We start from the raw sequence: 21,115 nt of genomic DNA on the forward strand, positions 1-21,115 counted from the left end.
CCCGAGCTGGTGGTGGTAGTCGAAAGCCCGGTGTCCGAGCAGCGGATGCACGACATGTTCGAAGCCGTGAACCTCGTGCTGCGCCAGCATCCCGAAGTCGGCGCGTACAATCAGACGATCTGACGATCTCGGCTGCGAACCGGCGTTTTGATTTGGCGACCGATATCGACTACAGGGTGCGAACACCTGCAGCCTGAGCCGCCTGGAAGCGCTCTGGATTCAGCGGACGGAGACCGGCCCATTCGACGTCTTGGCGACATCTTGCGTTTCGCAACAGCCATCGCGGCGGGCTTCGCCCTTACCGGCTGCTCGTCGATTCTCGATGCGTTGCCGGATGGTGGCGACAAGGCGCCGAAAGCCACTGTGACGGCGGTCGATCTCAAGCGGGTCGGGGAAGAAACTAAGCTGCCGCAGCCCTGGGAGATCGCAGGGCCGATCGAGGCCGATCCGGTCACGGTGACGCCGTGGATCGTCTGCCTGCGCAGCAAGGCGCCGGACCAGACGCGGCAGACCTACGCGCTGTTCTACAAGGCCGGCAAGCTCGAAACTTATCGGTTCGCGGCGATCGTCGACCGCTGCGACGAGCAGAGTTTCAGAGCGTTCTAGATCGCGATCGAACCAGCGCTCGTCAAACCAGATCGGTCAAACCATGACTTGCAACCTTGTTTGGACGCGTCTGTTCGCCGGAGTCGGCACCAACTCGCTTGAAAACCTCCGGATCACGAAGCGCGGCGCTCCAGCGGATAATCCTCGCTGTCGTACAGCGTCCGGATGCCCTTATGGTCGAAGCGGGCCTCGTCGACCTGGAGATAGGCGCCGTTGAGGCAGTCCGCCGGCAGTTCCTCGATAGCATAGCGCACCGCATCCGCAGCCTTGCTGAAGCGGCGATAGGCGACACCGGTGCGGCGCTTCTTGCGGATCGCTGCGGGAAACAGTTCTGCGGACGTGTCGTAGCTGAACGCCATGGCGAAAATGGCCTCCTCAAGAATGCTGACAGTCACCGAAAGCCGATCTCGATCCGCTGCGGCGCCTGCAATTTCCGATTGCCTTGATATAGGCACGATCTGGAGTTTTGCGACCCGCCGCCGGCGCGATCGTGCTATCCGGATGATTCGCTTGGCTTTTTGTGGATACAGAACGTCGAAAGCGGGTGCCGACGCCCCCCGCTTTCGCTGGCAATCCTTTGCTTTCTATTTCGGCTGCAGCTTCAGCGCCGCCGAGTTAATGCAGTAACGCAGCCCGGTCGGTCCAGGTCCGTCGGGAAACACGTGGCCGAGATGGCCGCTGCAGCGCGAGCACAGCACCTCGGTGCGGATCATGCCGTGGCTGACGTCTCGTTCTTCGTCGATCGCCTCGGCCTGCGCCGGCGTCGTGAAGCTCGGCCAGCCGCAGCCGGAATCGAACTTGGCATCGGACTCGAACAGCGTCTGACCGCAGCCAGCGCAAATATAGGTGCCGGGCCGGGTCTCGTATTCATACTCGCCGGTGTACGGCCGCTCGGTCGCCTTCTCGCGCAGCACGGCGTACTGCATCGGCGTCAGTTCCTTGCGCCACTCGGCCTCACTCTTCTCGATCTTGCCGGGAGAGGTCTTGGTGTCGGACATCGTTCCTCCTGAAATCGTCGGGCCCCGCCTTCAGTTGGTGGCCTTGACGCTGCTTACCAGCGTCGGCTTGTCGAGATACTCCGTCGGAAACAGCTTCTTCAGGGCCTCGATCTTCGGCAGGTCGTTGTAGACAATATAGGGCTGATTGGGGTGCAGCGTCAGGTAGTCCTGGTGATAGGTCTCCGCCGCATAGAAGCCGTCCAGCGGACCGACCTTGGTGGCGATCGGCGAGCCGAACACTTTGGCGGCGTCGAGCTGCGCGATATAGGCCTCGGCGACCTTCTTCTGCTCGTCGCTGGTGGCGAAGATCGCCGACCGATACTGCGGCCCGACATCCGGTCCCTGGCGGTCGAGCTGAGTCGGATCGTGCGCGACCGAGAAGTAGATCTGCAGCAGTTTGCCGTAGGAGATACGCTTCGGGTCGTATTTGATCTCGACCGCCTCGGCGTGGCTGGTGGTCCCGGTCGACACCAGCGGATAGCTTGCAGTCGCCTTGCTGCCGCCCGCATAACCGGACAACGCGTTCACCACGCCGGCCGTATGCTGGAACACGCCCTGCACGCCCCAGAAACAACCGCCGGCGAATACAGCGGTCTGAATCCCGCCGGCCTCTTTGGCATCGAGCTGCGGCGGTGGAATCAGCACCGGCTCTTCGGCCGCCCGAGACGGTCCGAGCGTGGACCACGCCAGCGCCCCCACGACGGCGGCGCAGAGAGCAAGACGATCAAATGAAGTGCGCATGAGCTGTCCTCGCGAGGTTGAAGCCGAGGCCGTTGTCCTGGCTGTTGCGCTCAAGATACGGGGCTCGCGCCGGGCTGTTACGCAGGCGCAGACACGAGTTCGTGACTGTCACCTCTTGTCAGGAGCGAGTCCGCAACGTCGCGAGCGCAAGACAGCCCGGTATTTTTGCACCGCGCCGGGCCGCACGCCACCACCGCATGCCGATCGACGCGGCCCAATCCTGAACGACAAAGCCGGAAGGCCGTATTGCATTAAGGATAGCTGCTCTCCGGGCTGGATCACCCCTTCGTGAAGTGCCAAGATGCGCGTGGCCCGGTGGCGGAAGATTAACGCGGGAGCGGTGCAACGCTCCTTTTCCTGGTTCAAGTCCAGGCTGGGCCTCCAGATCTTGCCGAAATTGCCGGTTGACGGGCGACTCGAAGGCCTTTCGCCGCCCGGGAAACTGGTCTAAGACACCTCCCGCGCGCCTGGGACGGCCCGGCGCTTGAAGACCTGAGGGACGCGCGGCTGCGCGCCCTTTTTTTGTGCCCGCGATTTCCGCCCGCGTCAGCGAGATTTGATGCCCAAACGAACCGACATCTCCACCATCCTCATCATCGGGGCCGGTCCTATCGTGATCGGCCAGGCCTGCGAATTCGACTATTCCGGCACGCAGGCGGTCAAGGCGCTGAAGCAGGAGGGCTATCGGGTCGTCCTGGTCAACTCCAATCCGGCGACGATCATGACCGATCCGGAGCTGGCGGATGCGACCTATATCGAGCCGATCACCCCCGAGATCGTCGCCAAGATCATCGAAAAGGAGCGCTACGTCATCCCAGGCGGCTTCGCGCTGCTGCCGACGATGGGCGGCCAGACCGCGCTGAACTGCGCGCTGTCCTTGCGCAAGCTCGGGACGCTGGAAAAATTCGACGTCGAGATGATCGGCGCCACCGCCGACGCCATCGACAAGGCCGAGGACCGCGAGCGGTTCCGCGAGGCGATGACCAAGATCGGCCTGGAGACCCCGAACTCGCGCCAGGTCAAGAGCCTGCCCGATGCGCTGCGCGCGCTCGACGAGATCGGCTTCCCGGCGCTGATCCGGCCGTCGTTCACGATGGGCGGCACCGGCGGCGGCATCGCCTATACCAAGGCCGAATTCATCGAGATCGTCGAGCGCGGCATCGACGCCTCCCCAACCAACGAGGTGCTGATCGAAGAATCGATCCTCGGCTGGAAGGAGTATGAGATGGAGGTCGTGCGCGACAAGCACGACAACTGCATCATCATCTGCTCGATCGAGAACCTCGATCCGATGGGGGTGCACACCGGCGATTCGATCACCGTGGCGCCGGCGCTGACGCTGACCGATAAGGAATACCAGATCATGCGCGACGCCTCGCTGGCGGTGCTGCGCGAGATCGGCGTCGAGACCGGCGGTTCCAACGTGCAGTTCGCGGTCAATCCGGCCGACGGCCGGCTGGTCGTGATCGAAATGAACCCGCGGGTGTCGCGCTCCTCCGCGCTGGCGTCGAAGGCGACCGGCTTCCCGATCGCCAAGGTCGCCGCCAAGCTGGCTGTCGGCTACACGCTGGACGAAATCGCCAACGACATCACCGGCGGCGCCACGCCTGCTTCGTTCGAGCCGACGATCGACTACGTCGTCACCAAAATCCCGCGTTTCGCCTTCGAGAAATTCCCCGGCGCGTCACCCACGCTGACCACCGCGATGAAATCGGTCGGCGAGGTGATGGCGATCGGCCGCACCTTCCAGGAGAGCCTGCAAAAGGCGCTGCGCGGCCTCGAAAGCGGCCTCACCGGCCTGGACGAGATCGAGATCGAAGGTCTCGGCCGCGGCGACGACAAGAATGCGATCCGCGCAGCGCTCGGCACCCCGACGCCGAGCCGGCTGCTGCAGGTCGCGCAGGCGATGCGGCTCGGCTGGTCGGACGAGGAGATCTTCAACTCCTGCAAGATCGATCCATGGTTCCTGGCGCAGCTTCGCGGCATCGTCGACATGGAAGCCCGGGTCCGCGACGCTGGCCTGCCGGACCATGCCTTCGGCATGCGCACCCTGAAGGCGATGGGCTTCTCCGACGCCCGCCTCGCCGTTCTCGCCGACACCACCGAGGCGGAGGTCAAGGCCAAGCGCCGCGCGCTCGGCGTCCGCCCCGTCTTCAAGCGGATCGACACCTGCGCGGCCGAGTTCGCCTCGCCGACCGCCTATATGTATTCGACCTACGAGGCGCCGTTCGCCGGCCCCGCGTCGGACGAAAGCCGGCCGTCGGACAAGGAGAAGGTGATCATTCTCGGCGGCGGTCCCAACCGGATCGGCCAGGGCATCGAGTTCGACTATTGCTGCTGCCACGCGTGCTTTGCGCTGCACGACGCTGGCTATGAATCGATCATGGTCAACTGCAACCCGGAGACCGTGTCGACCGACTACGACACCGCGGACCGGCTGTACTTCGAGCCCCTGACCGCCGAGGACGTACTCGAGATCATCGACACCGAACGCTCCAACGGCACGCTGCGCGGCGTGATCGTGCAGTTCGGCGGTCAGACGCCGCTGAAGCTGGCGCGGGCGCTGGAAGCTGCCGACGTGCCGATCCTCGGCACTTCGCCGGACGCGATCGACCTCGCCGAGGACCGCGACCGCTTCAAACGCATCCTCGACAAGCTGCGGCTGAAGCAGCCGAAGAACGGCATCGCCTATTCGGTGGAGCAGGCGCGGCTGGTCGCGGCCGAGCTCGGCCTGCCGCTGGTGGTGCGTCCGTCCTATGTGCTCGGCGGCCGCGCGATGCAGATCATCCGCGAAGACAACCAGCTCAGCGACTACCTGCTCGGCACTCTGCCGGAGCTGGTGCCGGGCGACGTCAAAGCCCGCTATCCGAACGACAAGACCGGGCAGATCAACACCGTGCTCGGCACTAATCCGCTGCTGTTCGACCGCTATCTGTCGGACGCTACGGAAGTGGACGTGGATTGCCTGTCCGACGGCAAGGACACCTTCATCGTCGGCATCATGGAGCACATCGAAGAGGCCGGCATTCACTCCGGCGACTCGGCCTGCTCGTTGCCGCCGCATTCGCTCGATGCCAACACCATCGCCGAGCTGGAGCGACAGACTCGCGAACTGGCTCTCGGCCTCGATGTCGTCGGTTTGATGAACGTGCAATACGCCATCAAGGACGGCGAGATCTACGTGCTCGAAGTCAATCCGCGCGCCTCGCGCACGGTGCCGTTCGTCGCCAAGGTGATCGGCATGCCGGTCGCCAAGCTGGCGGCGCGAATCATGGCCGGCGAGAAGATCGCCGATCTGGGCCTGAAGAAGCGCAGCCTCGACCATGTCGGCGTCAAGGAATCGGTGTTCCCGTTCGCCCGCTTCCCCGGCATCGACACCGTGCTCGGCCCGGAGATGCGCTCGACCGGCGAGGTGATGGGCCTCGATCGGTCGTTCGAGATCGCCTTCGCCAAGAGCCAGCTCGGCGGCGGCACCCGTGTGCCGCGAAAGGGGACCGTGTTCGTGTCGGTCCGCGAGAACGACAAGGCGCGAATCCTCGACGCCGTGAAGCTCTTGCACTCGGTCGGCTTCAAGGTAATCGCCACCTCCGGCACCCAGCGCTATCTGTCGGACCACGGCGTGCCGGCGGAAAAGATCAATAAGGTGCTGGAAGGCCGTCCGCACATCGTCGACGCCATCATGAACGGCGAAGTGCAGTTGGTGTTCAACACCACCGAGGGCCCGCAGGCGCTGGCCGACAGCCGGTCGCTGCGGCGCGCTGCCCTCTTGCATAAAGTTCCCTATTACACCACTCTTTCGGGAGCGGTCGCCGCCGCAAAGGGCATCCGGGCCTATTTGGATGGGGATCTTGAGGTCCGGACCCTGCAGAGCTACTTTTCCGAAAGCTGATCGTCGTCCGGCCCTGCACGGCCGGCTATCGACTACAGGCCGCAAGGCCGGGAACCCGCCCGCATTGGAAATGTTCTCTCCGGCGTTTGCCGGAAAGCTCTAGGGCCGATTTGAACCGACTTCGGCGGCCGCAGAGGCGCGGCGCCGCCGTAAACAGCCGACGACGTTGCGGGCGAGCAGGGTTCGGCGATCCGCAGCGTATTCTTGAAGGATGAAGACACGATGGTCGAAAAGATACCGATGACTGCGAGCGGGTACGCCGCACTTTCGGACGAGTTGAAGCATCGCCAGTCGGTGGATCGTCCGCGCATCATCGAGCACATCGCCGAAGCGCGCTCCCATGGCGACCTCTCGGAAAACGCCGAGTACCACGCCGCCAAGGAAGAGCAGTCCCACAACGAAGGCCGGATCAACGAACTCGAGGACAAGCTGGCGCGCGCGGACATCATCGACGTCAGCAAGCTGTCTGGCGACACTGTCAAGTTCGGCGCGACCGTCACCCTGATCGACGAGGACACCGAGAAGAAGGCGGTGTGGCAGATCGTCGGTGAGGCCGAAGCCGACGCCAAGAAGGGCAAGATCTCGATCACCTCGCCGCTGGCGCGGGCGCTGATCGGCAAGAAAGCAGGCTCCTCGGTCGAGGTCGTCGCCCCCGGCGGCGCAAAGGCCTACGAGATCGAAAAGGTCGAGTGGCGCTGACAGGGCGCCTCGTCGAATGGAATGAAAAGCCGCGGGTCGCCGCGGCTTTTTGTTGCCTGGAGCATTTTCCGATTTTGATGGGATCGGCACCGGAGCTTGAGCTGTTTCGTCGACCTCGCGCGAACGCGCTCGTGGAACGGTTCTCACGGCGAATTCAGTCGCTGAATTTCCGCTCTTGCGGCAAAGTTCCGGAGGGTCGGCAACGTCTTTGCCCGGCCGCGACTGCCTGACCCTCGAGATAGGATCGTTCATGAATCAGTCGTTTGCGCGCTGGCAACCGCTCGCCTTGAGCCTGCTCCGCTTCATCACCGGCTTGCTGCTGTTTCAGTACGGCGTTGCCAAACTGTTCAAGTACCCCCCGGTGCCGATGTTCGCCAAGGTCGAGCTGTTCTCGCTGCACGGCGCGGCCGGCAGCCTGGAATTGATTCTCGGCGCGCTGCTGATGCTCGGCCTTTTCACCCGCCCGGTGGCGTTCATCCTGTCGGGCGAGATGGCGTTCGCTTATTTCCTCGGCCACGTCTTCAAGGGGGCGACACCGGTATGGCTCCCGCTGCTCAATGGAGGCACCCTGGCGATCGCACTGTGTTTTGCCTGTCTGTATCTGGCGACGGCGGGCGGCGGCCCGGTCAGCCTCGACCGCGTGCTGCGGCGCGATCGCTGATGCGGTGCGGCGACGTCAAGGCGTCGCCGCTTTCAGCTCCAGCGGCACTGCCGCGGCGTACTTCGAATTGCGCAGCACCAGCGAGGTGCGGACGTTGCGGACGTGCGGTGCCGCGGTCAAATGCGCGACGAAATTCTGGAAGGTCGCCATGTCGGGTGCGACGCATTTCAGGATGAAATCGACCTCACCCGATAGCATCCAGCACTCGCGAACCAACGGCTCGTTGCGGACGAATTCCTCGAATCCGCGCAGGTCGGCCTCGGCCTGGCTCGACAGGTGCACCGAGGCGAACACCGTCACGTCGAAACCGAGATGGGCCGGATCGAGCAGGCCGCGATAGCCGAGGATGTAGCCCTCCTCCTCCAGCGTCCGCACCCGCCGCAGACAGGGCGGCGGCGAGATGCCGACCCGTTTGGCCAGTTCGACATTGGTGATTCGGCCGTCGTCCTGGATTTCCTGCAGGATCTTGAGATCGATCTGGTCGAGGCTCTTGGTCACGCTGGCGCTATTCCCGCAAGGCGGATTCGGCTTACAAACAGCCTCTCTTAGCGCACCCCGCGGAATTTGGGTAATTTTATTTCGCGATGCTCACAACTCGTTTTCCAATCTTGGTGGGAAATCCTGCACGGAGGTATTGCAAATCTTGCATAGCTCACCAAATAACATAGACTTCTGTCTGATCTTCCGCCCATCGGCGATGCCCCAGCCAGGCCAATTCCTGCGTCGCGCCGCCCTCAGTTTCGGGGACTGATTCATGTCGAGTCCGGTTCAAGCCAAGGTCGTCATCATCGGATCAGGGCCGGCTGGCTACACCGCCGCGATCTACGCCTCCCGCGCGATGCTGGAGCCGATCCTGATCCAGGGCATGCAGCCCGGCGGCCAGCTCACCATCACCACCGATGTCGAGAATTACCCAGGCTTCGCCGATGTGATCCAAGGCCCGTGGCTGATGGAGCAGATGGAGAAGCAGGCGCTCCATGTCGGCACCCGAATCAAGACCGACCTGGTGGTCGAGCTCGACCTCAGCCAGCGGCCGTTCCGGCTGACCTGCGACAGCGGCGACGTCTATCTTGCCGACACGCTGATCCTCGCCACCGGCGCTCAGGCGCGCTGGCTCGGCATCCCGTCCGAGCAGACCTACAAGGGCTTCGGCGTCTCCGCCTGCGCCACCTGCGACGGCTTCTTCTATCGCGGCAAGGACGTCGTGGTGGTCGGCGGCGGTAACACTGCGGTCGAGGAAGCGCTGTTCCTGACCAACTTCGCCGCCAGCGTCACGGTCGTGCACCGGCGCGACCATTTCCGGGCCGAGCGAATCCTGCAGGACCGGCTGTTCAAGCATCCGAAGATCAACGTGATCTGGGACGTCGCGGTAGAGGAAATCTGCGGCGCCGAGAACCCGACCAAGGTCACCCACGTCCGGCTGAAGAACGTCAGAAGCGGTGCGACCAGCGAGATCAAGGCCGACGGCGTGTTCATCGCGATCGGCCACGCCCCGGCGACCGAACTGTTCAAGGACCAAGTCAAGCTGAAACCGTCGGGCTATGTCGAGGTGGCGGCGAATTCGACCGCAACCTCGGTGCCCGGCGTGTTCGCCGCCGGGGACGTCGCGGACGAGACCTACCGGCAGGCCGTCACCGCCGCCGGAATGGGCTGCATGGCGGCTCTCGAAGCCGAACGCTTCCTGGCGCTGCGCGCCGGCGACCGCCAGGCGGCGGAGTGAGTTTTTGATGGCGCGATACCGTGACGGGTTCACCGATATGGACTGGGACAAGCTTAAGGTCTTCCACGCCGCTGCCGAAGCGGGAAGTTTCACCCATGCCGGCGAGCAGCTCGGGCTGTCGCAGTCCGCGGTGTCGCGGCAGGTCAGCGCGCTGGAGCAGGAGCTCTCGGTCTCGCTGTTCCACCGGCATGCCCGCGGCCTGATCCTCACCGAACAGGGCGATCTGCTGTTCCGCACGGCGCACGACGTGTTCATGCAGTTGCAGGCCGCACGCGCCAAACTCACCGACAGCCGCGAGCGGCCGAGCGGCGACCTGAAGGTGACCACCACACCGGGCCTCGGCATTCACTGGCTGGTGCCGCGGCTCGGCGAATTCACCGCGCTGTATCCGGAAATCCGGATCTCGCTGATCGTCACCGACGAAGAGCTCGACCTGTCGATGCGCGAAGCCGATGTCGCGATCCGCACCCGCAAGCCGACCCAGCCCGACCTGATCCAGCGCAAGCTGTTCTCGATCGGCTTTCACGCCTACTGCTCGCCGGAATACATCAAGAATTTCGGCACGCCGCGAACGCTGGAAGAGCTCGACGATCATCGGCTGATCATGCTCAGCGACAGTCAGGTGCCGCCGCATCTTCAGAACCGGAGCTGGCTGATCGAGGCAGGCCGCAACGGCGTTGGTCCGCGCGAGCCTTACTTCAAGGTCAACAATATCCTCGGATTGGTGCGTGCCTGCCAGCAGGGCCTCGGCATCGCCGCGCTGCCGGACTATTTGATCGAGGACACCAACCGTCTGGTGCAGTTGTTCGGCGAAGAGGACTCGATCCAGCTCGATACCTACTTCGTTTATCCGGAGGAGCTGAAGACGGTGGCGCGCGTGCAGGTGTTCCGCGATTTCGTCGTCAACAAGGCGCAGCGCTGGCCGGGCTGATTTGCCGCTCCCGGTGGCTTCGCATGTCTGACATGCGAGGCCCCCGCTTGCTGCGCCGCCGGATCGCGGATCAAATCAGATCCATGCTGAGGGGCCGCGCTACAAACAGTCCCCCTCCTCCAGTAACGCGGCGGCTCAGTGATCCCTCTTGGAAGGTGATTGTGTCGGCCTATCAGGCCAAGACCTTTAGCCGGGCTCCGCGTGAGCCCGGTTTTTTTTCTGACCGAGGGGCGAGCAATCGACGCTCTGGAACCGATCGCCCCACATCCAATCAGAACGAAACGCGCGGCGAGACCGCGCGTGAGGTTGACGATCGGCGCACGCGTCGAAACGCGCGTCTGCTCTACGCCGCCTGCTTGTGCATGCCGGAGTTCCCGGCGCCTCGGATCGCCTTGACCGAGCGTTCGATCGCCGCCCACAGCCGGCTGATCTCGTAGGCCGCCCGACCTTCGGCGGCGTATTCGCGCGCGCCCTGCCCTTCACCGAGCGCCATCAGCAGATCGGCGCGATTGGTGATTTGCCCGCCCCACACCGGCGCGCGGAATTTGGCCAGCGCATCGCGCGCGATGGTGACGATGCGGCTCTCGACCTCGTCGCGCAGCGCCGGAGCGCCGTTGAGCACGACCGCATAGGGCTTGCGATGCGACCGGCAGGTCTGGATGGTGTCCTGCACCGCGTTGACGTCGAACACGCCGGGCCGCGCCGGGATGATCACCATGGTGGCGTTGCGGATCGCGTCGTCGACGACCGCAGACAGATTTGGCGGCGTGTCGACGAAAACCCACTCGACGCCATCACGCTTGGCGGCAGCGACGATGTCGCTTACCGACCGCGTCGCGGTGCGCAGTGGCGGCTCGTTAGTTCCGCGAAGCTTGTGCCACAACGTCAGCGAGCCTTGCGGATCGGCATCGATCAGCAGGCATGGACGCGATGATTTGTGAACCTGCGCTGCCAAGTGAGCGGTGAGCGTACTCTTGCCCGACCCGCCTTTACGCGAAGCAAAAACGATTACGTTCATCCGCTGGCCTCCCGATTGACCTTGCTGGCGAAGGTGAATCAGCTCGTTGATTCGTGGAAGATAAAATTGCAAGCAATCATCGTTGCTTCGCCAAATTACGCCAGCAACGTGTTTTTGAGGCACACGGCCTCCTCTGCGTGCGCTGCACCGTGGCCGCAAATTGAGTCGCCAAGACGGTTTTTGAGTCGCCCGACGAACGCGCCGATCGTTGATACGAAGGAACTATGCGGCGGGCTTGACCGAGGAGTCGGCTGCGGCGTCCGGGCGCGGGTCGAACGGCGTGAGATCGACGCCGCGGGCCCGCTGCCGCTCGAGCCATTTGCGCTCGATCCAGTTCAGGGTGCGCGCGGTCGGTTTCTCCAGCGCCGGCACATCCTGTGCGACCAGCACCATGCCGAGCGGCAGCATCCAAAGACCCAGCACGGGCAGGAAACTGAGGACACCGCCGCCGATCAGTGCGACGCCGAGCGGCAGCCTGACGTATCGCGACGACGGCTTGCGGAGCCAGCCGACAAAATGCGCCGGGCGCGGCGGGAGTTTGGACTCGAACCACGCCAGATGGCGTTCGAGCTCGGCGCGATGATCAGTGACGTTCACGAGATCCTCCTCAAGGCGCGAGATATGCGCGTCGATTTCGACACCAACGCGGCAAGCTGTCGCGCGGATCCACGAAACCCGAGAGGAGACAAAGATTAACGCTGCGCCCGCTGCTGCGGCTTGCGGTGGGACTGCGGCTTGGACCGCGCCGCTTTGCCGGCGCGCATCGCCACCGGCGTCGCTCCGAAATGAGCACGACATCCCGCGGTGAGCTGGGCCTTGTTCCGAATCATGCAGACGGTGATCCGGTCGACATCGGGAACGAACGCGCCGCAAAGGCGCATCGCGTCGCCAGTACAGGCCTGCTGCTGCTCGGCAGTATAGGCGAGTGCACCGGTCGCCACCAGCGACACACCAAGACTGACCGCTACGAAAACCGCATGACGGCGACCGCCTGAGATCGAATGGATCGAGATCATGGAAGCCCCTCTATGCTGGCGTTTCCCCGCTGCCGCCCGATTCTTGCTCTTTTGCGTCGACCGAGTGTGAGGGAGCCGCGATGGATTCGCAAGCAGCAGGCGAACCGCAACAAGAAGAACGAAATGGGAAGGTCCGTGACCGCACTGATCTCGCTTCCGGCCCGCAGTACGACTGGCCTGCCGGCCAGCGCTGGCGGGCGGAAACGGCTCCGAAGAGGGAATTATTCAAGGGGTGGTACAGTTGGGTGGGCTCGAACCACCGACCTCCTGTTCCACAGACAGGCGCTCTAACCAACTGAGCTACAACTGCATCCGGCGCGGCCGAGGTGGCCTGCGAACGGGCGGAAACTAGGTGCAACGCCGCGCTTTGGCAAGGCCGTGATCGACCGCAAGACCAATGTCGGGGGTGCTGTCGACAACAACCTGCCGACGACAAAGCCCGGGCACACGGCCCGGGCCCTGAAAACATTGAAAACCTTGCTGAATCAGGCGGCCGGCTTGAAGATCTTAGACGCGTTGGCCTTGATCGGCTCGACCGTGTCGGCGGCGACCTTCTGGGTCAGCTCGGTCAGTTCCTTGGTCTGCGCGGTCAACGTCTCGATCTGGCTCTTGGCGTGGGAGGTCCACAATTCCATCATGTCCGGCAGGGTCTTGGCGCCCATCAGGCTGTGCGCGAAATCGAAGCTGGCGCTGGTGTTGGTCTTCACGAAGTCGAACAGCTTGGCGGAATAATCGGTCGCGCCCTTGCTGGCGGTGGTGAACACCGCCTCGATCGTGCCGTTCTGGGTCTCGGCGACATCCTTCAGCTTGGCATAGCTCTCACGGGCCTGCGACACGCCCTTTTCGGCGAAGGCGCGGACCTGTTCGGGGAGCTGGAACGGCATCACGGTGGAAAACGGATCGCTCGAGTCGGCCATAAGGGCATCCTTCGCTGGTGGGGATATCGAAGTGACCCGCGCGAGCGGCCTGCGCAGACTTCAGGCTGGACGCCGAGCCAAGGGGACAACCTGGGTCATCCAATTGCCACAAGATATCACAAAAATTGTGCAATGCAACATAAAATTGCATTGCACTGCCACATTCTGCATCTGCCGCAGCACTGAAGTTAAGCTGGCGCCCCGGCTGAAATTCGCGAGATTATGGTGAAGGGCCCGGATCAGACCTTCGGCTTGGCGACGTCTTGCGCCGCTTTGGTGACGACCTGACCGAATTCGCTGGCCTGTTCGGCGAACGCCTTCATCTGCGCCTGGACATATTCGGTGTGCAGCCGCATCACCTCGCCGAGATCCTTGGCGTGGACGAGCTGCTGGGCGTAGTCCAGCACAGCGTGAACGTTGCGCTCGGCAAAACCGACGGCGCGGCCGGTGATCTCCTTGGCGTTGGCCCGGGCGGCGGCGCCGCGATCCTCGATGGTGGCGGCGGTCTGCTGGGCGCTGGTCAGCATGTGCTCGAACGCCTTGCGGGCCTGATCGAACCCGGCCTCTGCCATCGAGCGCATTTCCTGGGGAATCTCGAACCGGTCACGCTGCTCCTGATCCATCGTCAGCTCCTTCCGCCTGTTACGCCGATGCCCGACTGCAACCGCTGCCGGCATCCGGGACCTTAGCGACCAATCGCATCGCCGGTGTGACCGGCGGATGTCGACTAGCGCATCGTGACCGATCGTCCTGGTTTTGCAACCTTCCAACGCCGTCGAGGCTTTCGAGGTCCCGGGGCAGCGGCCGAATTAAGGTTATTCGCGCTTAAGACGGGATAGGCCGGTCTCGATCGTGGACCTAACGACGGCCGCTGGCGATAATGAATTGTTAAGGTTCACAGGCCCCGCACCCTATCCGGCCACAGGCGCACCGCAGCCGAACCGCGGCGTTACGAGTAGCGATGAGCAACTGGGACTTTCAATTGCGAGGGGTCGACGATCCCCGGCTCGCGGTGCACGCGACCCGGACGCTGCCGGCGTGGCTGTGGTCGATCAACGGCAGCCGGGTACTGTGGGCGAACCCGGTCGCGGCCCGGCTGTTCGGCGCCGCCAATGCCTCGGAGCTCGCCGGCCGCAGTTTCCGGCCGGCCGATCCGCACCGCCGTCAGGTCGCCCAGCTCGCCGTCAAGCTCCCGCCGAACGGCGCCACCCGGCTGGAGCGGCTGCGCGGCTTCGGCGCCCCGCTCGGCGCCCTGGTGACCTGCGCCTGCACCCGACTCGGCTTCGCCGACGGCAGCGCCGGCGTCCTGGTCGCGGCGACCGAATCGATCGGCCGTCCGATGCCGCTGATCGACCGGCTGCGCGGCCTGGTCGAGGGGGTCGAAACCCCGATAGCTGCGTTCGCCAGCGATGGCCTGTTCGTCGGCTCCAGCGCCGCCGCGCGAACCCTGCTCGGCTTCCGCAACCTGGGCGAGGCGGGACTCGACCAGGCCCGCGCCGACGCGCTGCGGCTCGGCCGGGCCGAGACCCCGATCGGGCTCGGCCATCTGGTGTTGCAACGGGTGGGCAGCGGTGCAGATGTCGGACTGATCGCGCTGCTGGCGCCGGGCACGGCGACCGAGCCTGCTCCGCAACCAAAAGGCAAGTCTCCAGAGCCGCAGCATCAGACTGATTCAGATCCACAGCAGGTGACCGAACACCCGGCTGCCGCTGAGACGCCGGTCGAGCCGACCACCCAGTCCGAGCCGACTGTCGAAGCTCCGCAGGCAACCGAAGAAGCTTCACGACCGACGGTGGTTGTGCCGGAAGCAAAAGACGAGTCCAGCGAATCGCAGCCGTCCATGGAATCGGAGATCATTCCAGCGCCCGCAACGGATCAGCAGCCGGCCAAAACCGAGGCGGCATCGGCTGAGCCCGACTACGAGACGTTCGCGATCCTCAGCGAAGCGCCTGCCGAATTCACGCTGCTTGGCGACGTCGCACCCGCTGTCGAAGTGAGGCCCGCCCCGCCCGAACCGCAGGTGGACGAGGTCGACACGAACGCACCGCAATCGCAGCCGGCTGATCCTGTCGAAGAGCCCGCCGCCGAGGTAGTTCCGACCGATGAGCCTGTCGCGCCCGGTCCGATCGGTGAGCCCTCACCTTACATCGAGGCCGTTGCCGACGAGCCGGCATCACCGCAGGCGGCCGAGAACGAACACCGGCCGGCCGCCGAACAATCCGCAGCACCCGAGCCGGCGGTTGCTGAGCCGTCGGCAACTGAAGCTCCACCAGCCGCCGACCCGACGCCAGAACCGCCCGCGCCGCGGCGGCATCCGCTGCGGTTCGTCTGGCAGATCGACCGTGACGGCCGGCTGGCGATCGCGTCGGATGAATTCCTCCGCCTGATCGGGCCGCATACCGCCGCCAATCTCGGCGAGCGCTGGAGCGAGGCCGCCGTCCGACTCGGACTTGATCCCGACCACCGCGTCACCGCAGCGCTCGCGACCCGTCACACCTGGAGCGGCATCACCTTGCAATGGCCGGCCGACGGCACCGCGCTGCGGCTGCCGATCGAAATGTCCGGCCTGCCCGTGCAGGATCAGGGCGGCGCTTTCGCCGGCTATCGCGGCTTCGGCGTCTGCCGCGATCTCGCCGCGCTCGATCAGCTCGCTGCACTGCGCCGGCATGCTCCCCACGAACCGTCGCCACGGCCGCAGCCGCTGTCGGCCGATCGCACTTCGCACGACGACGCGTCAGATCAGGCCCCTGCTCTGGACCCGCTCCTGAACCCTTTGGACACGCCCGTGGATACCCCGAAAAACGTCCTGCCGTTCCGGCCCGCCAACGACACGCGCGCGCCGTCGCTGACCCCGGGCGAGAACAGCGCCTTCCACGAACTGGCGCAGCAATTGGCAGCCCGGCTCGCAAGCGAGACGCCGCCGACTTCCGAAGCGCCGTCCATCGTCGACGACGAGACCCCGCTTGAGCCAGAGATGGCGCCGAGCCAAGTACCCGACGCCCCGAGCGCCGACCGGGTTGCGCCGACGCCTTCACCGGCAAGCGGCGCCGGCGCGCGCGATCGCCTGCTGCTCGATCTGATGCCGGTCGGCGTGCTGATCTACCGGCTCGACCGGCTGCTCTATGCCAACCCCGCATTCCTGGCACGGATGGGCTTTGCGAGCGTCGCCGCGCTGGAAGACGCCGGCGGCCTCGATGCGCTGTATGTCGACTCCGGCGTCGGCGATTCCAGCAGCAGTTCGGAGACCGGCACGCCGATTACCATCACCGCCGCACAAGGCGGTGACGCGGCGCCGACAGAAGCGCGGCTGTTCACGATCGCCTGGGACGGCGATCAGGCGCTGGCGCTGATCTGCTCGGCCGCCACCGCACCGATTGCGGTTCACGAACTGCCGTTCGCGCCGACGACTGCGATCGAGGATGCGCCCTCGGCAGTCGGCGCCGCGAATGCCGAGGAGCTCGGCGCGATTCTCGACACCACCGCCGAAGGCGTGCTGATGTTCGACGAGGCCGGCCAGATCAGCGCCGCCAACCGCAGTGCGGAAGCGCTGTTCGGCTACGACGGTGACGCGCTGGCGCAGCACAATCTGATCGAGCTGTTCGCGCCGGAAAGCCGCGCCGCCGTACTCGATTACTTGGACAGCATCAAGAGCGGCCGCGCCCAGAGCGTGCTCGACCACGGCCTCGAAGCGCTCGGCCAGGTGCGCGAAGGCGGGCTGTTTCCGCTCAGCATGACGATCGGCCGGACCCGCGCCGACGGGCCGAATTTCTTCGCCGTGTTCCGCGACCTGTCGCAGGTGCAGCGTACCGAAACCGAACTGAGCCAGGCCAAGCGGCTCGCCGAACGGGCCGCCGGCGCCAAGGCAGACGTGCTGGCGCGGCTCAGCCACGAGATCCGCGCCCCGCTCAACGCCATCATCGGCTTTGCCGAAGTGATGATCGAGGAGCGGTTCGGCCCGCTCGGCAACGAGCGTTACGTCGACTACATGAAAGACATCCGCGCTTCGGGCGAACGCGTCATCGGCATCGTCGACGACCTGCTCGACCTGTCGCGGATCGAGACCGGCAAGCTCGACCTCGCCTTCGCCAGCGTCAATCTCAACGAGCTGGTCGAACAGAGCGTCGCAGTGATGCAGCCGCGGGCCAACCGCGAACGCATCATCATCCGTACCTCGCTGGCGCATCTGCTGCCGGCGGTCGTGGCCGATGCCCAGGCGCTGCGCCAGATCATCATGAACCTGATCGGTACCTCGATTCATCTGGCCAATGCCGGCGGCCAGGTGATCGTCTCGACCGCGCTCAGCGACGTCGGCGAGGTGATGCTCCGCATCCGCGACACCGGCAGCCGCCTCAACGACGACGAACTCGCAGCCGCGCTGCAACCGTTCCGCACCCCGGCGCCGAGTGACCGCACCGAAGCGGCCGGCGTCAGCCTGTCGCTGACCAAGGCGCTGGTCGAAGCCAACCGCGCCACCTTCCACATCAAAAGCGCGCCGCAATCCGGCACGCTGATCGAAGTGGTGTTCGCCCACGCGCCGGCGACGGTGTGAGCGGATCGGACGTCGCGCGCGAAGCACGCGCTCCGGGCATGAGCATGCATTGCCCGCAAGTGATTGCGTGAGTGACCGGCTCTGGGGCCCTCCCGGCGACCAACAGGCCGAGGGAGGCGGAGCGCCGAAAGGCGCGACCGTGGTATCAGTGGCCGCGACCGTCCTCGCCGGATCGCCGGAGAGAACCGTCGCGGAACGCGTTTCGACGCGGGATGCGGCACTAGGAATATTGTCCCCTGGACACCCCCCCTTGTCAAGCGCCTCCCGCGAGACCAAATTACAGGATGCGGTAGACAAATGCTATTTCTCTACCAATCGGAGATCGCATGCATCTCAACATCAAGAACGACGAAGCTCATCAGTTAGCGACAGAGCTGGCCCGCATGACCGGGGAGAGCCTCACTGCGGCGGTGACCAATGCGCTACGCGAACAGCTCGCACGCGAGCATCGTCGCCGGCAAACCGACCAGATCGCGCAACGACTGCTGAAGATCGGGGGCCGTTACGCCGCGTTGCCTGACACCGGGCGAACTCCAGACGAGATTCTCGGCTACGATGAGAATGGATTGCCCACGTGATCGTCATCGACACGTCGGCGATCATTGCGATCTTTCGCGAGGAGCAGGAGGCAGCCCAGTTCGCGCGGCTGATCGCCTCCGACGATCAACCGGTCCTATCCTCGGGCAATTTGCTGGAGATTGCGATCGTTCTCCGTGGACTAAAGGACGTTCAGCCTGCCAAAGCCGAACGATGGCTTGATGACTTTATCGCGGCGGCCGGCATCCGGATCGAGCCCGTGACCACCGAGCAGACCGGATACGCGCGTTCGGCGCATTTGCGGTTCGGGAAAGGGACCGGCCACAAAGCAGCTCTCAACTACGGAGATTGCTTCGCCTACGCGCTGGCCAAAGCTCTGAATGCCCCCTTGCTGTGCAAGGGCAACGACTTTCCGCTGACCGATATTCCGCTTGTCGCGTAGATCTCTCCCTGGGCTTCCCCCTTGCCCCCCGCCGGCAATCGCGATTTAGCTGCGCGGACCGAACCCTGGCGCGAGAGCCTCGATGGCGACGATCGACACTTCCCTGGTTGCGAAACTGCCGCTGTTTGCGGGGCTGAGCCCGGCGGAGCTCGACGCCGTGCTGCTCGAGGCGCGGTCGATCCGGGTTCCCAAGAACGGCCATGTGTTCGAGCAGGGCGAGGACGCCCATTCGTTCTTCGTGCTGCTGCACGGCCACGTCCGCGCCAGCAAGGTGACGCCGGCCGGCGAGCAGATCGTGGTGCGCTACGTCGCGCCCGGGGAGACGCTGGGCGTCGCGATGGCGATCGGGCTCAACCGCTATCCGGCGACTGCCACCGCAGTCGACGATTCGATCGTGCTGGCCTGGCCGACCGCGGCCTGGCCGCGGCTGGTCGAGCAGTATCCGGCGCTCGCCACCAACACGCTGCGCACCGTCGGCGGCCGGCTGCAGGAGACGCATTCCCGGGTGGTGGAGATGTCGACCCAGCAGGTCGAACAGCGGGTCGCGCATGCGCTGCTGCGGCTCGCCAAGCAGAGCGGCCGCAAGGTCGAGAACGGGGTGCAGATCGATTTCCCGATCAGCCGTCAGGATATCGCGCAGATGACCGGCACCACGCTGCACACCGTCAGCCGGCTGCTGTCGGGCTGGGAGCAGAAGGGCCTGATCGAAAGCGGCCGGCAGAAGATCGTCCTGCGCGAGCCGCATCAGCTCGTGGTGCTGGCCGATCAGGCGCCCGACGGCAAGACCTCCTGAGACTTCGCCACAGCCTCGCGCAGCGCCGCCAGGAACGACACCTCGGCAATGCCGTGCTCATGACAGGAATCCTCGATCGTGTGAAACGTCGCGATCGGGCAACCGACGCAGGCGAGCTTGAAATCCAGGAACACCCGGATCGTCGCCGGCCACCGGCGCATCACGTCTTCGACTACGAGGGTGCGGTCAATCGACATTGTCGTCTCCGTTGACCCGCTATGCTGAGGCCCGGGGCGGCGGCGTTCTTTGTCGCGCGACAACGTTTCGGAGGTTCCCACACCTCGTAGTTGTCGCATCCGACGAATGACGGATGCGGGTGCCCCCGTAGTTGAAAGGTATTCATCTCCGAGCTTGTGCTGGGACAAACAGCAGCGGCACGGCAGGAGCATGGTTGCGCCAGCCGACTATCAATCAGCCGCAAGGACGATGACCATGATGACCCGTCGAGACACTCTGTTGGGCGCCGCCGCGACCGCTCTGCTGCTCAGCGCCGTGCCGAACGTGGCGTTCGCCGCCGAGGACGAAATCTCTAAACTGCCGCGCCAGAAGATCGAGCTGGTGGCGCCGCCGTTCGTGCACGCGCATCAGCAGGCCACCAAGGACGGCCCGAAGGTCGTCGAGTTCAAGCTGGTTGTCCAGGAAAAGGAAGTGGTGATCGACGAGGACGGCACCAAATTCCAGGCGATGACATTCAACGGCTCGATGCCCGGACCGTTGATGGTGGTGCACGAGGGCGACTACGTCGAGCTGACGCTGGTCAATCCCGCCACCAACACCATGCCACACAATATCGACTTCCACGCCTCGACCGGCGCGCTCGGCGGCGGCGCGCTGACCTTGATCAATCCGGGCGAACAGGTGGTGCTGCGGTTCAAGGCCGACCGCGCCGGCACCTTCGTGTATCACTGCGCGCCGGGCGGCAACATGATCCCGTGGCACGTCGTTTCCGGCATGAACGGCGCCATGATGGTGCTGCCGCGCGACGGCCTGAAGGATCGGAACGGCAAGCCGCTGCACTACGACCGCATCTATTACATCGGCGAGCAGGACATGTACGTACCGAAGGACGAGCACGGCAAATACAAATCCTTCGCCTCACCGGCCGAGTCCTATGTCGACACGGTCGAGGTGATGCGCAAGCTGATCCCGACCCACGTGGTATTCAACGGCAAGGTGGGCGCGCTGACCGGCAAGGACGCGATGACCGCCAAGGTCGGCGAGACCGTGTTGATCGTGCATTCGCAGGCCAACCGCGACACCCGCCCGCACATCATCGGCGGCCACGGCGATTATGTCTGGGAGACCGGCAAGTTCGCCAATCCGCCGGAGACCAATCTGGAAACCTGGTTCATCCGCGGCGGCTCGGCCGGAGCTGCGCTGTACACCTTCAAGCAGCCGGGCGTGTACGCCTACGTCAACCACAACCTGATCGAAGCGGTCGAACTCGGCGCCACCGCGCACTTCAAGGTCGACGGCAAGTGGAACGACGACCTGATGAAGCAGGTCAGCGCTCCCGGCCCGATCCCGGGCGGCCCGACCAACTAAGACTCCTCGCTTCCGCGGCTCATGTTTGTGAGCCCAGTTCTTCTCCGCCATTG

At 64.7% G+C, this 21,115-nt stretch carries 21 protein-coding genes and 2 tRNA genes; 12 read left to right on the forward strand and 11 right to left on the reverse strand.

Annotation, left to right across the window (positions count from 1 at the left end):
• The first annotated feature begins 261 nt into the window (after nt 1-261).
• Entirely contained in the window at nt 262-606 is a 345-nt protein-coding gene (locus tag DU475_RS10300; protein WP_013503986.1) for a hypothetical protein, read from the forward strand.
• 113 nt (nt 607-719) lie between these two features.
• Here DU475_RS10300 and DU475_RS10305 read toward each other — a convergent pair whose 3' ends face one another.
• The 3 genes from DU475_RS10305 to msrA form a co-directional block, all read right to left on the reverse strand.
• Nucleotides 720-965 (reverse strand): hypothetical protein, encoded by a 246-nt coding sequence (locus DU475_RS10305; RefSeq protein WP_164632074.1) that lies wholly within the window; start codon nt 963-965, stop codon nt 720-722.
• Nucleotides 966-1,190: 225 nt separating this feature from the next.
• A complete protein-coding gene (gene msrB, locus DU475_RS10310) occupies nt 1,191-1,604 on the reverse strand; it encodes a peptide-methionine (R)-S-oxide reductase MsrB (protein WP_164632076.1) in 414 nt (137 codons plus the stop codon).
• A gap of 30 nt (nt 1,605-1,634) precedes the next feature.
• Nucleotides 1,635-2,345, reverse strand: coding sequence for a peptide-methionine (S)-S-oxide reductase MsrA (msrA, locus tag DU475_RS10315; RefSeq protein WP_164632078.1), 711 nt, complete (start codon nt 2,343-2,345; stop codon nt 1,635-1,637).
• Nucleotides 2,346-2,654: 309 nt separating this feature from the next.
• On the opposite strand from msrA, the gene DU475_RS10320 reads away from it, so the two are divergent.
• The 4 genes from DU475_RS10320 to DU475_RS10335 all read left to right on the forward strand — a co-directional run bounded on the left by DU475_RS10320 (nt 2,655) and on the right by DU475_RS10335 (nt 7,594).
• A tRNA-OTHER gene (locus DU475_RS10320) sits at nt 2,655-2,729 on the forward strand.
• A gap of 175 nt (nt 2,730-2,904) precedes the next feature.
• A complete protein-coding gene (gene carB / locus DU475_RS10325; RefSeq protein WP_013503990.1) occupies nt 2,905-6,234 on the forward strand; it encodes a carbamoyl-phosphate synthase large subunit in 3,330 nt (1,109 codons plus the stop codon).
• Nucleotides 6,235-6,456: 222 nt separating this feature from the next.
• A complete protein-coding gene (gene greA, locus DU475_RS10330) occupies nt 6,457-6,933 on the forward strand; it encodes a transcription elongation factor GreA (protein ID WP_013503991.1) in 477 nt (158 codons plus the stop codon).
• 250 nt (nt 6,934-7,183) lie between these two features.
• Entirely contained in the window at nt 7,184-7,594 is a 411-nt protein-coding gene (locus DU475_RS10335; protein ID WP_142883380.1) for a DoxX family protein, read from the forward strand.
• Nucleotides 7,595-7,609: 15 nt separating this feature from the next.
• On the opposite strand, the gene DU475_RS10340 is transcribed toward DU475_RS10335, so the two are convergent.
• A complete protein-coding gene (locus DU475_RS10340) occupies nt 7,610-8,092 on the reverse strand; it encodes an Lrp/AsnC family transcriptional regulator (RefSeq protein WP_013503993.1) in 483 nt (160 codons plus the stop codon).
• 256 nt (nt 8,093-8,348) lie between these two features.
• Between DU475_RS10340 and trxB the strand changes: the two genes are divergently transcribed.
• Nucleotides 8,349-9,314: a thioredoxin-disulfide reductase gene (gene trxB, locus DU475_RS10345; RefSeq protein WP_013503994.1), complete on the forward strand. Its 966-nt coding sequence runs from the start codon at nt 8,349-8,351 to the stop codon at nt 9,312-9,314.
• Between the two features lie 7 nt (nt 9,315-9,321).
• The gene (locus DU475_RS10350) at nt 9,322-10,245 is read left to right on the forward strand and encodes a LysR family transcriptional regulator (protein WP_013503995.1); all 924 of its coding nucleotides are present in this window, start codon (nt 9,322-9,324) and stop codon (nt 10,243-10,245) included.
• A gap of 343 nt (nt 10,246-10,588) precedes the next feature.
• Here DU475_RS10350 and DU475_RS10355 read toward each other — a convergent pair whose 3' ends face one another.
• The 6 genes from DU475_RS10355 to DU475_RS10380 form a co-directional block, all read right to left on the reverse strand.
• Nucleotides 10,589-11,263 carry an AAA family ATPase gene (locus tag DU475_RS10355; RefSeq protein ID WP_013503996.1) on the reverse strand — a complete coding sequence of 225 codons (675 nt, stop codon included), beginning with the start codon at nt 11,261-11,263 and terminating at the stop codon, nt 10,589-10,591.
• A gap of 222 nt (nt 11,264-11,485) precedes the next feature.
• A complete protein-coding gene (locus DU475_RS10360; RefSeq protein WP_047307348.1) occupies nt 11,486-11,860 on the reverse strand; it encodes a hypothetical protein in 375 nt (124 codons plus the stop codon).
• Nucleotides 11,861-11,955: 95 nt separating this feature from the next.
• Entirely contained in the window at nt 11,956-12,279 is a 324-nt protein-coding gene (locus DU475_RS10365) for a hypothetical protein (protein ID WP_164632079.1), read from the reverse strand.
• Nucleotides 12,280-12,512: 233 nt separating this feature from the next.
• A tRNA-His gene (locus DU475_RS10370) sits at nt 12,513-12,589 on the reverse strand.
• Between the two features lie 175 nt (nt 12,590-12,764).
• On the reverse strand, nt 12,765-13,196 hold the full coding sequence (locus DU475_RS10375; RefSeq protein ID WP_013503999.1) for a phasin: 432 nt from the start codon (nt 13,194-13,196) through the stop codon (nt 12,765-12,767).
• Between the two features lie 239 nt (nt 13,197-13,435).
• Complete coding sequence (locus tag DU475_RS10380) at nt 13,436-13,819, reverse strand: phasin (RefSeq protein WP_164632080.1); 384 nt, start codon at nt 13,817-13,819, stop codon at nt 13,436-13,438.
• 338 nt (nt 13,820-14,157) lie between these two features.
• Here DU475_RS10380 and DU475_RS10385 point away from each other — a divergent pair, with 338 nt between their 5' ends.
• The 4 genes from DU475_RS10385 (at nt 14,158) to DU475_RS10400 (ending at nt 19,517) form a co-directional block, all read left to right on the forward strand.
• A complete protein-coding gene (locus DU475_RS10385; protein ID WP_164632082.1) occupies nt 14,158-17,745 on the forward strand; it encodes a PAS domain-containing sensor histidine kinase in 3,588 nt (1,195 codons plus the stop codon).
• Between the two features lie 326 nt (nt 17,746-18,071).
• The gene (locus DU475_RS10390; RefSeq protein ID WP_011159676.1) at nt 18,072-18,323 is read left to right on the forward strand and encodes a type II toxin-antitoxin system VapB family antitoxin; all 252 of its coding nucleotides are present in this window, start codon (nt 18,072-18,074) and stop codon (nt 18,321-18,323) included.
• Complete coding sequence (locus DU475_RS10395) at nt 18,320-18,724, forward strand: type II toxin-antitoxin system VapC family toxin (RefSeq protein ID WP_142883384.1); 405 nt, start codon at nt 18,320-18,322, stop codon at nt 18,722-18,724. Before DU475_RS10390 ends, DU475_RS10395 begins: the two co-directional genes overlap by 4 nt.
• Before the next feature lie 82 nt (nt 18,725-18,806).
• Complete coding sequence (locus tag DU475_RS10400; RefSeq protein ID WP_013504003.1) at nt 18,807-19,517, forward strand: Crp/Fnr family transcriptional regulator; 711 nt, start codon at nt 18,807-18,809, stop codon at nt 19,515-19,517.
• On the opposite strand, the gene DU475_RS10405 is transcribed toward DU475_RS10400, so the two are convergent.
• Nucleotides 19,490-19,714 carry a DUF1858 domain-containing protein gene (locus tag DU475_RS10405; protein ID WP_047307344.1) on the reverse strand — a complete coding sequence of 75 codons (225 nt, stop codon included), beginning with the start codon at nt 19,712-19,714 and terminating at the stop codon, nt 19,490-19,492. The genes DU475_RS10400 and DU475_RS10405 overlap by 28 nt on opposite strands.
• A 235-nt stretch (nt 19,715-19,949) precedes the next feature.
• Between DU475_RS10405 and nirK the strand changes: the two genes are divergently transcribed.
• Nucleotides 19,950-21,062: a copper-containing nitrite reductase gene (gene nirK / locus DU475_RS10410; protein WP_013504005.1), complete on the forward strand. Its 1,113-nt coding sequence runs from the start codon at nt 19,950-19,952 to the stop codon at nt 21,060-21,062.
• Nucleotides 21,063-21,115 lie beyond the last annotated feature (53 nt).

It is taken from the genome of Rhodopseudomonas sp. WA056, assembly GCF_010906995.1.
Lineage (GTDB): Bacteria > Pseudomonadota > Alphaproteobacteria > Rhizobiales > Xanthobacteraceae > Rhodopseudomonas > Rhodopseudomonas palustris_G.